The organism is Novosphingobium sp. (genome assembly GCF_036803765.1).
In the GTDB taxonomy this organism is placed as follows: Bacteria; Pseudomonadota; Alphaproteobacteria; order Sphingomonadales; family Sphingomonadaceae; genus Novosphingobium.
This window is the reverse complement of record NZ_DAIRTS010000013.1, coordinates 1-14,762: the sequence shown is the minus strand read 5'-3', so window position 1 is coordinate 14,762 and position 14,762 is coordinate 1. Positions and strand designations below refer to the sequence as shown.

Annotated in this window: 20 protein-coding genes; all 20 read left to right on the top strand. The window is 64.1% G+C overall.

Going from position 1 to position 14,762, the window contains the following annotated elements:
- Positions 1–7: 7 nt before the first annotated feature.
- The 20 genes from V7Q48_RS10275 to V7Q48_RS10185 all read left to right on the top strand — a co-directional run bounded on the left by V7Q48_RS10275 (position 8) and on the right by V7Q48_RS10185 (position 14,604).
- Positions 8–427 (top strand): hypothetical protein, encoded by a 420-nt coding sequence (locus V7Q48_RS10275; protein ID WP_333837952.1) that lies wholly within the window; start codon positions 8–10, stop codon positions 425–427.
- Positions 428–615: 188 nt separating this feature from the next.
- Positions 616–1,179 carry a hypothetical protein gene (locus V7Q48_RS10270; protein WP_333837951.1) on the top strand — a complete coding sequence of 188 codons (564 nt, stop codon included), beginning with the start codon at positions 616–618 and terminating at the stop codon, positions 1,177–1,179.
- Between the two features lie 66 nt (positions 1,180–1,245).
- A complete protein-coding gene (locus tag V7Q48_RS10265) occupies positions 1,246–1,788 on the top strand; it encodes a hypothetical protein (RefSeq protein ID WP_333837950.1) in 543 nt (180 codons plus the stop codon).
- 285 nt (positions 1,789–2,073) lie between these two features.
- On the top strand, positions 2,074–2,319 hold the full coding sequence (locus V7Q48_RS10260; protein ID WP_333837949.1) for a hypothetical protein: 246 nt from the start codon (positions 2,074–2,076) through the stop codon (positions 2,317–2,319).
- A 193-nt stretch (positions 2,320–2,512) separates the two neighbouring features.
- Positions 2,513–2,932 (top strand): HNH endonuclease, encoded by a 420-nt coding sequence (locus V7Q48_RS18285; protein ID WP_442947121.1) that lies wholly within the window; start codon positions 2,513–2,515, stop codon positions 2,930–2,932.
- Positions 2,929–3,759, top strand: a complete 831-nt coding sequence (locus V7Q48_RS10255) for a hypothetical protein (RefSeq protein ID WP_333837948.1) — start codon at positions 2,929–2,931, stop codon at positions 3,757–3,759. Before V7Q48_RS18285 ends, V7Q48_RS10255 begins: the two co-directional genes overlap by 4 nt.
- Positions 3,710–4,279: a hypothetical protein gene (locus V7Q48_RS10250; protein ID WP_333837947.1), complete on the top strand. Its 570-nt coding sequence runs from the start codon at positions 3,710–3,712 to the stop codon at positions 4,277–4,279. Before V7Q48_RS10255 ends, V7Q48_RS10250 begins: the two co-directional genes overlap by 50 nt.
- Positions 4,276–4,479, top strand: a complete 204-nt coding sequence (locus V7Q48_RS10245) for a hypothetical protein (protein ID WP_333837946.1) — start codon at positions 4,276–4,278, stop codon at positions 4,477–4,479. The genes V7Q48_RS10250 and V7Q48_RS10245 overlap by 4 nt, the downstream gene beginning before the upstream one ends.
- Before the next feature lie 17 nt (positions 4,480–4,496).
- Positions 4,497–5,300, top strand: a complete 804-nt coding sequence (locus V7Q48_RS10240; protein WP_333837945.1) for a hypothetical protein — start codon at positions 4,497–4,499, stop codon at positions 5,298–5,300.
- 115 nt (positions 5,301–5,415) lie between these two features.
- Positions 5,416–6,063 (top strand): hypothetical protein, encoded by a 648-nt coding sequence (locus V7Q48_RS10235; protein ID WP_333837944.1) that lies wholly within the window; start codon positions 5,416–5,418, stop codon positions 6,061–6,063.
- A gap of 10 nt (positions 6,064–6,073) precedes the next feature.
- Positions 6,074–8,185: a terminase gpA endonuclease subunit gene (locus tag V7Q48_RS10230; RefSeq protein WP_333837943.1), complete on the top strand. Its 2,112-nt coding sequence runs from the start codon at positions 6,074–6,076 to the stop codon at positions 8,183–8,185.
- The gene (locus V7Q48_RS10225) at positions 8,185–8,424 is read left to right on the top strand and encodes a hypothetical protein (protein WP_333837942.1); all 240 of its coding nucleotides are present in this window, start codon (positions 8,185–8,187) and stop codon (positions 8,422–8,424) included. The genes V7Q48_RS10230 and V7Q48_RS10225 overlap by 1 nt, the downstream gene beginning before the upstream one ends.
- 53 nt (positions 8,425–8,477) lie before the next feature.
- The gene (locus V7Q48_RS10220) at positions 8,478–10,061 is read left to right on the top strand and encodes a phage portal protein (protein ID WP_333837941.1); all 1,584 of its coding nucleotides are present in this window, start codon (positions 8,478–8,480) and stop codon (positions 10,059–10,061) included.
- Entirely contained in the window at positions 10,058–10,954 is an 897-nt protein-coding gene (locus tag V7Q48_RS10215) for a S49 family peptidase (RefSeq protein WP_333837940.1), read from the top strand. Before V7Q48_RS10220 ends, V7Q48_RS10215 begins: the two co-directional genes overlap by 4 nt.
- Positions 10,955–10,977: 23 nt before the next feature.
- Complete coding sequence (locus V7Q48_RS10210; protein ID WP_333837939.1) at positions 10,978–11,625, top strand: hypothetical protein; 648 nt, start codon at positions 10,978–10,980, stop codon at positions 11,623–11,625.
- A 27-nt stretch (positions 11,626–11,652) separates the two neighbouring features.
- Positions 11,653–12,315: a head decoration protein gene (locus V7Q48_RS10205; protein ID WP_333837938.1), complete on the top strand. Its 663-nt coding sequence runs from the start codon at positions 11,653–11,655 to the stop codon at positions 12,313–12,315.
- Positions 12,316–12,401: 86 nt separating this feature from the next.
- Entirely contained in the window at positions 12,402–13,412 is a 1,011-nt protein-coding gene (locus tag V7Q48_RS10200) for a major capsid protein (RefSeq protein ID WP_333837937.1), read from the top strand.
- A gap of 1 nt (position 13,413) precedes the next feature.
- The gene (locus tag V7Q48_RS10195) at positions 13,414–13,800 is read left to right on the top strand and encodes a hypothetical protein (RefSeq protein ID WP_333837936.1); all 387 of its coding nucleotides are present in this window, start codon (positions 13,414–13,416) and stop codon (positions 13,798–13,800) included.
- A 38-nt stretch (positions 13,801–13,838) separates the two neighbouring features.
- Positions 13,839–14,141, top strand: coding sequence for a hypothetical protein (locus tag V7Q48_RS10190; RefSeq protein WP_333837935.1), 303 nt, complete (start codon positions 13,839–13,841; stop codon positions 14,139–14,141).
- Positions 14,134–14,604, top strand: a complete 471-nt coding sequence (locus tag V7Q48_RS10185; protein ID WP_333837934.1) for a hypothetical protein — start codon at positions 14,134–14,136, stop codon at positions 14,602–14,604. The genes V7Q48_RS10190 and V7Q48_RS10185 overlap by 8 nt, the downstream gene beginning before the upstream one ends.
- Positions 14,605–14,762 lie beyond the last annotated feature (158 nt).

Here is a 14,762-nt window from a genome sequence, read left to right as displayed (position 1 = left end):
CCAAACGATGATGGCACTTTACGTCGTGAGCGCTGCAGCTGTCGGCTTCACTCTCGCCGCCAGCTTCCGAACCGGCCGGCTGATCGAAGCGCGGCGGCAGAACCGATCGCTGCGCGCCGAGCACTATACGAGCCAGATCCACGTCAGCAACCTGCAGCAGGCCTTGGCCAAAGCGTACCAGGAAGTCGATGACAAGCGGGCGATCGTCTTCGAGCTGACACAAGAGATCGAAGCTCGCGATGCGCGGCTGGCTCAGCCGTCCGCGGATGCTGACGCCCGTAAGGCTGCGCGTCGTGCCGCGGCGCAGGCAAAGAGAGAAGAGATTGCGCAGGCGCGACGGATGAACACCGTCGCCGCGCTGGACAAAATCGTGCTGCGACCGCGCAACGAAGTGGTCGCCGGCACGCGCCGACACGCCATCACCTGAGATCCTGCGCGCGCGGGGGCGCGTCAAAGAGCGGCTGTGGGAAGGCGATACCCCATTGCAGCACCGGCTGGATCGGACCTCCCGAGGGTCCGCGGTGAAAGCCTCTCCCCCGAACCCTCTTGCAGAAGGAGGCCGAGATGGCCCGACCGAAGAAGAACGACCACGACAGCGGCGGCGAATTGAAATCGATGGACTTCGACAAGGCCGTCAGCCTTTACCGCCAAGACATCAAGCCGGCGATTTCCAAGGTGGGCGAGCATGCCCAAGAAGTCTCCACGGCCTACAAGGCTATCAAGAAGCACTGCAACATTCCCCCCTCGATCGCGCGCTTCTGCTTCCGCCTCGCGGAGGAAGAAGACACCAAGCGTGATGTCCAGCTGCGCGCGCTGAACGGCCTGCTGCAGAAGCTCGGCATCGGCGTGATCGCTGCGGATCTCGTCGACCAGGCACAGGGCAGTGCCGGGACTTCGGTGATTCCCAGCGCCCAGGCGAAGCCGCGGCCAAACCTGGTTGTCGTGCCGGCAGCGGATGCTCCGGTGGCAGACGGCACCGAAACCGACCTGACGGATGCAGCCAATACTGTGCCCAACCCGATCGGCACCGAAAACCCGTTCGAGGCGACGCCGGAAGAGCTCAACAAGCAGGCCGGGCGCGGCAAGGCGCGCAAGGCCAAGGACGATGGGGCCGAGCCCGCATACGGGAGCGGCGCGGCGGCGGTCAAAGCCATGAAAGATGCCGGCAAGACCAAGTGACCCTCGCATCCCAGCGGCGGTGGTGGGGCCCGTCCCCTCCACTGTCCTGATGACGCGAGGTACACCATGACCAAAATCTTTGCATTGGACCCGAGCAAGCGGAACACCGGCTGGGCCTTCTATGGCGCAGGCGACGTGAAGCCGCATCACGGGGTCTGGGATCGGATCGCCAGCGAATACTCATCGCGCGGCTCGATCTTCTACAACACCTACAAGGCGATGCTCGACGCGCATTCCGTGTTCGGCTTCGAGCAGGTTTTCGCCGAAGAGCCGATCAACCTGCTGCCGGGCACCGTGGCAACGCAGGCCGAAAACATCTGGACCGCCATCGGCATGGGCGCGTCCATCGAGCTGTTCTGCCACACCATGAGCGTCCGTCTAACCTGGGTCCATCAGGCGCGCTGGCGCCGAGAGTTTCTCGGCCGCATGCCGCGCGGCACGAAGTCGCCCGACCTCAAGCAGATGGCGCTGCAGCGTTGCCACCAGCTTGGGCTGAAGCCCCAGCGCCACGACGATGCGGAGGCGCTGGGGATCCTGACCTATGCCTGCCTGCGCGAGCAGGTGTTCATGCCTTGGATGGCGCAACTGCCAGTGGCGGGGGCGGTATGATGCGCGGGCCGGTGGTCATGGAGCATGTGGCGCGGACGAGGCGTCGCAAGGCGATCGCCGAAGCCTTGCGGGGCGGAATGTCGCGACGCGAAGCAATGGCACACTTCGGGGTGAGCTACAGCGTGGTGCACGAATCCGCGCGGGAATACGGTCTGCCCTTCACGGGACAGGGCCGACGGCCCAGGGCATGGCCTGACATTCCGGATCACCTCCGCACCAAATTCCGTCATCTGCGCCGGCATATGTCGGCCGCTGACGCTCGCGCCCTTCTGGAGGGCCAAGCCAATGGCCGTTGACATCGACCAGCGCCAGGATGGCTGCTGCCCAGACGAAGAACGCCTGGAGGGGCGCAAGACGGTCAATGGCCTGACGGTGGTGGATCTGCATCGTCACAGGGGGCTGTATCGCGGCGTCGTTCTCGAGACGGGCGGAGCAACCGGCATACGGCAGCGCGTGGTGTTCTGGCAGCGCGGTGGGAAGCTGAGCCGAAATGCTGATCATGCTTACGATCTCAGGAGGCGGGAACGGTGAACATTCCGGCGCCTTTTGAGGTGCACCGGCATCATGACGGCTGGCGCTGGCATCTGATCTGCTCGTGCGGTCGATCTTTGGCCTACTCGACTGATCCCTTCCCCACCGACTTGGCAGCTGCTGAGGCAGCTAAGGCCGCTCGCATGGACATGGCTCAGCGGGCCGCATTGATCGACGATCATGGTGATCCGCCATGGGCGTAATTGCGGCGGCCGTCGAACATCTCATTGCAGCCGGTGTGACCGGCAGCGCACTCGTGCAAGCCATTGCCGATATGGAGGCAGCTGGGTGCGATGCCCCACGAATTCAATTTGACGATCGGCGAAGGCATCCCAAGCCTTCCGGACCGCTTGAGCGATGGGGATACGCCGGCCCCCAAACCCCCAGGCTCCCGCATGAGGAATGGTTAGAATTACGCGCGAAAGTCTTGCGCCGCGATCACTATACCTGCGGCTATTGCCTGGCGAGCGACCCGGTCATGTGCGTCGACCATATCATTCCGTTGAGCCGTGGCGGCTCAAATCTGGATAGCAACCTCGTCGCCTGCTGCATCCCATGCAACTCCAGCAAGTCAGATCGGCTGCCCAGCGAATGGCACGGGCGGTGCCCATGACAACGTCCGAACTCATGGAGGCGATGGCGAAGGCCGGAGCGCCCTTTGAGGCCATTCTGATTGCAGTGCGCGCGATCGAGCATCGTGATGCCGCTTTGGCTGAAGCAATGGCCGCTATGCCTGTTTCGGAAGCGCGGAGGCGCTCCGCCGGGGCGTTACGCCAGCAGCGTTACCGCGAGAAGAAAAAGGCTGAAGAAACAGGGGTTGTGACGGTCTGTGACGTCACGCGTGACGCTGAAAGTGACGGTGGGTGTGACGCTGAGCATAACGGCGGCGCAACACCCGTCACGCCGGTCGCCCTTTCCCTCCCCCCCAATGAGAAAAACTCTAACCCCCCCACCCATACCCACCCGGATATTCTACCCGCACGCGAGGAAGTTCCGCTCGGAAGCGAATTCGGGCCGCAGCAGGTGCTCGAAATGTGGAACCGCGCAGCGGTCCAAATCGACCTGCCGAAGGCCGCGAAGCTGTCCGACGCTCGGCGTCGCCACGCTGCCAAGCTGATCCGGGAACACGGTGAGGAAGGGTTCAGGGCCGCGATCAGGGCGATCATGCGATCCCGGTTCCTGCGGGGTGAGAACGACCGAGGCTGGAAAGCCGACCTGGATTTCCTGCTGCAACCCAAATCCTTCTTGAAGCTCATCGAGGGCGCATATGACCGAAGCAACCGGGCAAGAACTGACCGCCGCCACGAGCCGGATGCCGCAATGGCCATCCTCCAGCAGCGTCTGGGGCTTGCGGGAGATCCGGACCCTTCCGGAGAGGCTGGACGATGGGATGATGCAGAAGCTGGAGGCGGTCATTTCCTGCCCGGCTATTCAGCCTGAGGCGTGCCCGCCGCAGCACCTGGATAAAGCGCTGATGGCCATGATGGCAGCTCTCCCCCGTCAGGGGAAGGACGCGGTCAGCAGCGCCGTCATGCTTCGCCAGTACGTGCTGAAGCTGTCGAAGCACCCCAAGGAAGCGATCGACCATCTCTGGAGCGCATCGATCGACCGGCTCAAGTGGTTTCCCACCGTGGCTGAGTGCAACGAAATCATCGCGGAATGGACTTCGCGCGCCGCGGAGCAGCGCCACGCCAAGGACATCGCCGGCAGCAGGATCAAGCGCGAGAAGCAGGCGCGGTTCGAGGATGCCATGCGGTCCTTGCGTAAGGGCGAGCTGTCGCAGGCCGAGATCGACGCCCTCCCCGACAAGTGGAAGCGTCACGCCGTCACAGCTGGCCATCTCTGGTTGCTGAAGGACGGAGCATATCGGGCCAGGCCCGACTTTCTCTGGATGAGCGACGAGCAGGTCGAAGAACATCGCCAGCTGGTGGCCGGCTGGCAGGCGGAGGGCTTGCTGTGAGCCGGGGCCGCACCAGCCTGACCCGCTTCGCGCATCTTATGGCGGAACCGGATCCTAACGGCGCAACGAAGGCGGCGCGCGAGGCCTGGGTCCACCATGGGATCGTCGTGCTCTTCCCAGAGCAGCTGAAGAAGATGGATGGCCTTGAGCGCCAGCTCATCCACGCGATCGCAGACAAGAAGTACGGCAAGCGAGCATAATACCCAGGGGGTCGACGATGAACGAGAACACCAAAGCACCCGATGAAGAGGCCTTCATCGAGCATTTCGAGGCCGTTTCGCTCCAGCGCGTCAGCGGGGAGATCGGCAAGAAATTCGTCGATGCGGGCTTGGTCGGCGTTACCGAGCCAGCGGGGATCGCCGCCGAGAAGGCCCGCGTTGCCGATCTCATCAAGCGCGACAAGGCCGAGCGCATCGCCGAGCAGGATCGCAAGGCGGCGGAGCTTGATGTGGCGTCCGGCCTGACGGTCAATATTGGCGAGGCCATCATCGATCCGACGCCCGAATGGATGTCGAAAGGTCCGGTCCGGACCTTCACGCCCCGCCTGGAAGATGGGACCGTCCGAACGGTGAAGGCATATCGCCGCGTCAGCGTGCCGATGGTGATGAAGTTCTGGTCGGCCGGCAGGATGAACGACGATCAAGTCGCCGCCTGCATGTGGTACCGCGACACGTGGGAAGCCGCGGGCCTCGTCGGCCGCGTCAATTCGAGCCACATCAGTCTCACCGGAAACACCGGCGGCGGCGGTGGCATGGGTCAGGCTCCGATGGCGATCCAGCAACGCGAAGCGGAGGCCCGTGACGCGTTCCGCCAAGCGTCGGCAGCCGTGGCGCCAGTCTTGCTGAAGATGTTCGATTCGATCGTTCTCCACGATATGCCGCTCAGCCGCGCACGACGGTTCATTCGGTGCCGCAATGGCCAAGAATTCCAGCGCTTCCTGGCAGCATGCCAAGACCTGCTGTCGCACATCGAAACTGCCAAGGTGGAGTTAGAGGAACGAAAAGAGGACATTGGCGTTTGACACGGGGAGAAAATCGATTCATTTGTGCCGACGGAACAGGTATGCCCAACGAACAGAGCCCCGCCACATGCGGGGCTTTTTCGTTCCGGCAAACGGCTGAAATCAGGGGTTTCTGATGGGTAGGCCAGGAACAAGCATCAACGCCCGCATCGCCAAACTGGAAGCCGCCAGCGAACGTGCGAAAAAAATTCCGAGGGGCAGCGTCCTGGCCTCTCGCCCGATGTGTGAGGTGCTGGGCGTCAGTTGGCCGACGTTGCGCGAATGGTGCAACGAATTCCACGAGCTTGAAGCTTCTGGCGCTGTCGTCCGCGGCGGCAACGGAATCGAGTGGGAATTTAAGCCGGCCCCGACCGTGCGCATCATCCTGAAGGCGATGAAGAGCCAGAGGGACGGACAGGCGCGCAAAAGCCGCGAAATCAGCAGGGCGATCGGCGTCAGCCTTTCGCCGGATGAGGCCGCGCCCAGCCTGGCTGAGACGAAGGATCTGGTGAACCTGACGCTGGCCGTGGTGGCCGCGCAGGAAAAGCAAGGCCGATACACGCCGACCGAGCAGATGCTCGACTTCATCGACCGCTACAACCGGCGCGTGGTGGAGGGGATCATGGGGGTGCGCACCCGCATGGATCCGAATGGAAAGCTGCCGCCCCAGGTACGGGCGGAAATCGACAAACACCTGCGCGCGGTTGCAACCGAAGTCCACGGTGAGGCCGAGCGCTTCATCGAGGAAAACCGTGCGGGTACTATCCAGGCAGGAGCTATCTGAGCAGGCACGAGTGCTGGCTGCAGATGGCTTTTGCAGGGCTCCGGCCGATCTGGCCAATACCAAGCTGGATAGCCTGCTGCCGCGCGAAAGCCTCAGAACGCTTGAATATTCGGAGAGCCGCCGCGTCATCCGGAAGCCGGATGGCACAAAGACAAACTGGTCCAAGGATCTGACGCCGTACCTGGTGCCGATCATGGACGCGCATGATGATCCCGAGATTCTTGAGATTATCGCGCCGAAGCCGGGTCGCTGCGGCGGCACGGTCGTAGCAGAGAACCATGCATTGAAGCGGCTCGAGAATGGACCGGCTGGCGATATCATGTGGTATCTGGCGGGGCCGGGAGAAGTCCGGTCCTATGCCGACCGAGTGCTCACGCCGCTGTTCGAGGACCACAGCGGCGTGGCGAGCCGGCTGGGCACATCGGCCAGCGACAACAAGAAAACCATGAAACGGGTTGCCGGTGCCACGCTCGAATTGATGGTCATGGGCAAGGCAACGACGACGAACCGGCAGGCCGCCTACATCGTCTTCGATGAGCCTGACAGCTACCACCGAGACTTCCGCTCCAACTTCCTGGAGCAGGGCCGGCAGCGCCAGCGCATGCTGGGCAATGACCGCCTGATCTATGCTTGCGCGCACCCCGACATCGGGTGGACGGGAGGGATAGCCCAGGCGTGGACGCTCTCGACGCAGGGCATATTCGTGATGCAGTGCCCGGAATGCGGCGACCACGCCTCGCCCTACCCGACCAAGTATTGGCCGGAAGTACGGCGGTTCCGGCTGGGCTACACGAAGGCCCCTGAAGGCACGCCGCTCGATGAGCGCCTGGCACTGGCAGAGGGTACGGCGTGCATGGCCTGCCCTCATTGCGGTGCCGGGCTGGACGAGACGCAGCGTGCCAAAATGGTCGATGAGGGGCGCTACATGCACAAGGGCCAAGCGCTCGACATTCGCGCAGGCATTGTTGGCGATCCGAACCGCAGCAAGACCTGGGGCTTCTGGATCCACGTCCTGATGTCGAAGCAGGTCGGCCTGGGCGAGCTAGCCAAGGAACTTGAAGGGGCGATCGAGCACAAGGATCGCACCGGCAAGACCGACAAGCTCAAGCAGGTCATGGTTCGCACCTTCGGCGAGGTGTTCGAGGGCGCCGGGGAAGCGCAGGGCCTGGACGCCCAGAACCTGAGCATGCGGACCAAGGACCTGGCGCACGCGCGGGATGGTGCCGAACCGGTCGCCTACCGCATGGGTGAAGTGCCCGATGGCGTGCTTTTCATCACGGTTGCGATCGACGTTGGCGATCACAAGTTCGACATCCTCGCCCGAGGTTGGGATCTGCAGAGACGGTCATGGTTGATTGATCGCCGTACGATCCGGCAGCGGTGGGACGGGCCCGTCCTGCGCGATATTGCGCCGGCCCACTCGCAGGAAGACTGGCAGGTTCTGGCCGACGAGATCGAACGGCTTTACCCGCTGCAATCCGATCCCGGCTTGGCGCTGCGGCCGGCGGTGGTCACGATCGACGCATCGAGCGGCAAGCACACATGGAAGGCCTACGAGTTTGCCCGCCGGATGGACGGCATGCGCTGGGCTGCCTGGAGGAAACTGCGCTGCATCAAGGGATCGACCAGAGCCACTGCGGAGCCGCTGCCGCCGGCGCCCGCCAAGATTTCGAAGGACAGCAACGGCAAACCAGTGTTGCCGGTGGTCACTCTCCACACCCTAGGCGTCCACAAATTGAAGGAAGATACGGTCGCTGACCTGGCCATCGAGGATGGCAGCCCCGGCCAGTGCTACTTCGCGCTCAACACGCCGGACGCAGCCTACCAGGAGCTGTTCAACGAAGTTCTGATCGACGGCAGTTGGGTCCGAAATGGGCCGAACGAAACGCTCGATCTTTACGGTTACACCGAAGCCGGCCGCCTGATGCTGCAGCCGGATCGGAAAGGTATTTGCTGGGATGACCCGGCAAAGTTCCCGCCATGGGCACGTCCGGTTTCCCTCCATTCGGAAGGAGGTGATCCAGCGGTCGAGGCAAAAGCGGCGCAGCCACGAGCGGGAACGAATGAGCCGAAGCCGAAGGGCTTCTTCGCCAAGCACAAGGCACTGGAAGGAGACGATTGATGGCGCAGTCAGCCGCGGAGATCCAGTCGGAGCTGACCGACCTCTACGCCGCGCGTCAACAGCGTGCGACGGGCAAGATGGTCGAGCAGGCTGGCCGCGGCAACCGGTTCATGCGCTTCGCCGTGATGACGCTTACGGAACTCGATGCCTATATCCAGCGCCGCGAAGAGGACCTGGCCCAGGCCCAAGCCGCCGAGAACGGCAAGCCGCGCCGGCGCGCGATCGGGACGTTCTTCTGATGCAGCCGCAAGACTATCAACGCCAGTTCGGCGCCAGCAAGCGCCCGATGGCATTGGCCACCGGCGGCACCGGCCGGTGGGGCGCCTATGATGCCGGCCGGGCGAGCAGCCGTGAAATGGCCTCGTGGCACCCCCCGCATTCCTGGGTGAACACCGACATTCTGGACAACCGGGACAAGGTGCAGGACCGGGCGCGTGACATGGCGCGCAACCATCCGGTTATCGCCGGGGCGATCGACCGCCGCGCCGAGACGGTCGTCGGACCGGAGATCCGGCTCGAGGCGCAGCCCGCCTTCGAGGTTATGGGCAAAAGCCCGGAATGGGCCGACGATTGGGCCACCAACACGGAAGAGCAGTTCCGGGTCTGGGCACAGAACCACCGCTTCACGGCCGACGTCGAAATGACGACGACGTTCGGTGGTGTGGTGGAGACCGCCTATCGACATTGGTGGACCGATGGCGACGCGCTTGGCGTGGTCAAGTTGCTCGAGCGCGGCGCAAACTACCAGACCTGCGTCGAGGTCATCGATCCGGATCGGCTGTCGAACCCCGACGGGGTGGCCGATAACATGACGCTGGGGAACGGAAACCGTGTCATCGGCGGCGTCGAAATCCACCCCGATGGCTACCCAGTCGCCTACCACATTCGCTGCGCGCACCCGGCCGAGTGGGGCCGTGCCGATGCCGAGACGATGCGGTGGGAGCGGGTTCCGCGTTACGACAAGACCGGGCGTCCCGTCGCGGTCCATGCCTTCAAGCGCAACATTGGCGGCCAGCGCCGTGGCATCAGCCGCTTTGTAGCCGCGATCAAGCGCATGAAAATGTTCGATCGCTACGATGACGCTGAAGTGGAAGCGGCGCTGCTCAACGCCGTCATGGCGGGCTTCATGGAAAGCCCCTTCCCCACTGGCGATGTGCAGGGGGCAATGCAGGCGCCGACAGGTGCCGAGGGCAGCGACGATGCCTGGTCTTTCGACAAGCAGCTCAATTACCGGATGGAGAATTCGGTCAAGGTCGACGGCGTCCGAATCATTCACGGGCTGCCCGGCGAGAAGCTGACTTTCGCGCGCGCCGAGCGCCCAAGTGCCAACTACCCCGAGTTTCAGAAGACCGGACTTCGCAGCATGGCGGCCAATTTCGGCCTGTCTTATGCCCAAGTGTTCCAAGACTGGTCCGACATCAACTATTCCTCTGCCCGTGCGATGCTCAACGAGATCTGGCGCGGTCTGCTTCACGATCGCTACGAGTTCGTCACTCGCTTCTGCACCCCGGTCTATGCCGCGTGGCTGCAGGAAGCTGTCGCCATCGGCCGAGTGAAGGTGCCGGGCGGGCCGCTGGCGTTCTTCCGGTGGCGAGACGAGCTGACGATGTGCGAGTGGAAGGGCCCTGGCCGCGGCACCGTCGATCCTCTCAAGGAAGCGCAGGCCAACGAGTACGAGATGAACGCCGGCACGACCAATCTGGGCATGATTGGCGACGACAACGGCGTCGACCACCGCCGGGTTCTGCTGGGCCAAGCTCGTGACAAGCGCCTGCGCGAACGCATGGGGCTCGATCCGTTCGTGCCGCTCAAGGGCGGAAAGGGCGCCGACAGCCAGCCGCAGGATCCGGCGCAAATGGCAGGAGCCGAAGCATGAGCAAGTTCGCCCACGTTGCCGGTCGCCTCTTCAACGCGCCCCTGATGCTGCGGCCTGAGAAAGCCGAGATGCTCTGCGCGGCCCTCGTCGATCGCCTTGGCATCGCCAAGCTGGACACGATCGACGGGCGCTCGCTCGGCGCCTCGCAGCTGCGCCAAATGGCGATGGATGACGACGGCTGGTACTCGAAGCCGAAGACGGCGCGGGATATGTACGAAGTTCGCCATCGGGTCGCGACGGTCTCGATCTCAGGAACGACGGTGCACAAGCTCGGCGGCGTCGAACCCTACTCCGGAATGGTGGGCTACGATCAGATCGAACGGATCGTCGCTGATGCCCAAGCCAACGAAGAGGTCGGCGCCGTCTTGGCAGAGATCGATAGCGGCGGCGGTGAGGTCGCCGGGTGCTTCGATTTCTGCCGAAAGTTGCGTGGCATGGGCGCGCGAGGTGGTGGCAAGCCGATCATCGCTTTTGCCAATGAGATGGCATGCTCTGCAGCATACGCAATCGCCTCTTGCTGTGATGCGATCATGACCACGGGTACCGGCATTACCGGTTCGATCGGCGTCTGGACCATGCTGGTCGATATGACCAAGGGCCTCCAGAAGGGCGGCATCGAGGCGACGATGATCCGAGCCGGCGAACGCAAGGCGCGCGGCGGTCCCTACGAGCACGCCGACAAGGAAACGGTCGATAAGCTTCAGGCCTGGGTCGACGAGACCTGGCACATGTTCGCCGCCCTCGTCGCAGAGGGGCGCCCAATCTCCGAGAAGGCCGTGCTGAGTCTCGAAGGGGATTGGTTCACTGGTCACGACGCACTCGGCCTTGGTCTCGTCGATGCGGTCGATTCCTCCGAGGCCATTTTCGATGCGGTCGCGAAACTCGCCCGCTGAACACACTCAATAAGGAGAAGACAATGTCCGAAGCCTCAAACGGGCTGCGGCAGGCGCTCGCGCGCTCTGCGAGTGGCACCGTCGTCGCGCTGGGCGAGATGGCGGCAACCGACATTCTGGCGAGCCTGAACGACGAGCAGAAGGCCGGCCTACTTGCCCAGCTTGGCGCCGCGCCTGCGCCGGCACCCGCCCCCGGCGCCAACGCCAGCGACATGGAACCGGACGGAAACGCTCCGGGCGAGCCGGGCGAAGACGAGAAGTGCTCGAAGTGTTCCGAGCCGATGAAGGACGGAAAATGCCAGAAGTGCGCACCGGACTCGAGCGCATCGGCCGCCGCCACGGATCCTGTCGCCCAGGCTCGCGCTGAAGAGCGTGCCCGCTACACCGCCGTCATGTCGAGCGAGCATTACGCGGGGCGCGAAGCCCTCGCCGCCAAGATGCTGGCGAACGACAAGCTGAGCGCCGACGACATCGTGGGCATGCTTGCCGCTGCCGCGCCGTCGGCGGCCGGCGATGAAGGCGACGCCGCCGCCGGGGCTGCGATGCTCGCGGCGATGAAGTCGCTCGGCAATCCCGACACCAGCCATGCCGGCGGCGGCAAGCCCAAGGCCGAAGCCAACCATGGCTGGGACAACATCCACGCTGAAATCCGCGAGCGCCGCGGCCGGTAAGCCCAAGTCCGAAGGAAGGACCTTTCCATGACCACCCTGACCGAAGGCATTTACCCGACCGAATCGCTTATCAGCGAGGCTCCCGGCGAGCAGAGCCGCGAATCCGTGACCGTGAAGTCGGGCCAGAACCTGAAGTCGTGCGCCATCCTGGCCACGATCGTCTCGGGCGCCGTCGCCTCGGCTGCCAAGTCGGGCGGCAACACCGGCAACGGCACCTTCACCCTCGACGGCACCACGCCCCTGCTGCTCGGTGCCAAGCTGGGCATCTACACCCTGCGGTGCATCGCTGCCGCCGCCAACAACGGCACCTTCCGCCTGGAGGATCCGGACGGCGTGGTGTTGGGCGACATCGTCATGGCCGCCGGCGCTGGCGCCGTTGCCGAACACATCAAGGGTGTGCTTGCCGACGGGGCCACGGATTTCGTGGTCGGCGACGGCTTCGATGTCACCGTCTCGGCAATCGTCGAGAAGGAAGTCGAATACAATCCGGCCGGCAGCGATGGCTCGCAGATCGCCACCGGCATCCTCTATGGCGCGGTCAATGCCGCCTCGGCCGATGCGCGCGGCGTCGCGTACAAGCGCAACTGCGAGCACAACGCCGACATCGTGGTCTGGAAGAGCGGTATCACCGCTACCCAGAAAGCGAAGGGCACTGCCGACCTGAAGCGCCGCGGCATCATCCTGCGCTGAGCCAAGCAACGTCGAGCGCCCGATAGGCGCCGGGGCATGGCTCCGGCGCCTTTTCTGCGTCGATACTCTGAAAGGACTGAGTTCCCATGCTTACCATGGACGTTTTCAAGCAGGACGCCTTCTCGGCGATCTCGCTGACCGAGGCCGTTCGCCGCTCGCAGACCATCCCCGGTCTTCTCGGCACCCTGGGCCTGTTCACCCCCAAGCCGGTACGCACGCGCACCGTTGCGGTCGAGGTCAAGGGTAACACCCTCAACATCATCCAGACGAGCGAGCCGGGCGCGCCGCGCACTCGCCGCGCCAACAACAAGGGCGACATCCGTGACCTGCGCGTGCGCCGCATCGAGGAAGCGAGCACCATCACGGCGGAGCAGCTGCAGGGCATTCGCGCCTTCGGATCGGAAACCGAACTGAAGACGCTGCAGAAGGAGGTCGCCGAACGGCAGCAGGACATCATCGATGACCTCTCCACCACCAAGGAGCGCCTCTACCTCTCGTGCATCGACGGCGTTCTGCGCGATGCCGACGACACGGTGATCTACGATTACTACCAGACCTTCGGGTTCTCGCAGCCGGCCGAGATCGACTTCAACTGGTCGGCCCGCACTGGCTGCAAGAAGTTCGTCGCCAACAATGTGAAGCGCCCTATCCTTCGCGCGCTCGGCGGGGTCGCTCCTGCAGGAATGCGGATCATGGCGCTGTGCGGCGACGACTTCTTCGACGACTTGCAGGAAAACGGGGAATACCGGGACACCTACAAGAACACCGAAAAGGCGTCGAAGCTGCTCGAAGACACGGCATTCGAGTCGGTGGAAGCCTGGGGCGTCACCTGGGTCAACTACCGCGGCACCGACGACAATTCGAAGGTGGCAATCGGCGTCGACAAGGTGAAGTTCATTCCGGTCGGCGTCCGCAACCTGTTCCAGGAAGCGTTCGCGCCGGCGCCGACGTTCGGCTTCGTCAACACGCTGGGCCAGGAATGGTACAGCCGCATCGTGGTCGACAAGGATCGCGAGGAATGGGCCGACGTCGAAATCGAGTCCCACCGCCTCCCGATCTGCACGCGCCCTGAAGCGCTGCTTCAGGGCAATAAGTAACATGGCGGTCCCTGACGGGTTCCGCCGGGTCCGGGCGCTTAGCGCCCGCACCCACTTCGTGCCGGGCGTCGGCCAAGTGCATTTCGACCCCGAGAACAGCAAGTTCGAGACGCGCAACCCGGCGCTGCCGGAAGACCAGATCGAAGTGCTGGTAGGCCGGGGCTGGGTTGCCGACGATCTCGACGAGGCAGATGTCACGGCCGCCGCCGATGCGCCGCCCGTCCTGCCCAAGGCCGCGCGAGGCGGGCGCCCGGCGAAAGCTGGAAAGGCCGCGGTCAAAAACAAACCGGCCGCTGCGCCCACGAGCAGCCCGCCCTCGCCCGACGGCACCGGGCCGAATGGCGACGCCAACACCAATGAGAGCAGCGACGAGGCTCCGACGTCGTGACCTGGACAGGCCCTCGCCTCGAGGACATGCTGGATGACTTGGCGACCAGCAGCGCCGACATTCTTGGCGATGGCCTGTTCTACGCCGCTCCCGGCGGGCAGCGACTGCCGATGCGCGGGTACGTCGATTTCGGCGAGCAGCAGCAGGACATACAGACCGGCAAGGTCATCGCCCAAGACATCCGCGTCGAGCTGCCGATCGCGACTTGCCCCGCCCGACCCACTGGACTTGCTCGCCTGACCATCAATGCCCTGCCCGGCCTGGTCTTCAAGCCGATCGACATCGTGCGCAGCGAAGACGGCCGGCATTGGGCGTTCAACCTGGAGAAGGTCGTTGCCTGATCCTGCTATCGCCAAGGTCGAAGACGCGATCGCAGGCGTCCTGCGCGCTTGGCCCGCACTTTCCGGTTTCACGGTTCTGACCGGTCAGAGCAGCGATGTCGCCTTGGAGGAAGGGACCAACGACACCATCGTCATCGCGAGCGTCGCCTATAAATTTGATGTGGCAGACGAGAACTGGATGACGCTCCACACCGCGCAGATCGATGTGGAATCAGTCAGCCAGGTCCGAGCCGTCGGTACGATCAACCGCGCAAACCAGGCGGCCCTCGCTCACGTCGTCGGCGCGATCGGCGCAGATAGGACCATCGGCGGCATCGTGCAGGACATTCAGGAAGTGGATGTCGCGCCAGCCGGGGCCATGGGCCGCGATGTCGGCTCAGCGTCGATCCAGTTCTTGGTCCAGTTTTTCACGCCCCGGAACGATCACTTCACGATCGTTGGCCCCGGCGGCAACACCTTCTGACCCCGAAGAAAGGATAGCCAGATGGCTGACAGTGTTTGCCCGCCGCTCGGTACGGGCAGCGTGGACATGAACGCGCTCTCCGAAGCCGCACGCAAGAACAAGGATCTCGATGTGGCGCTGGCCGCGGCCACCACGCGCGCGGAAGCCCCGCCCTCGAT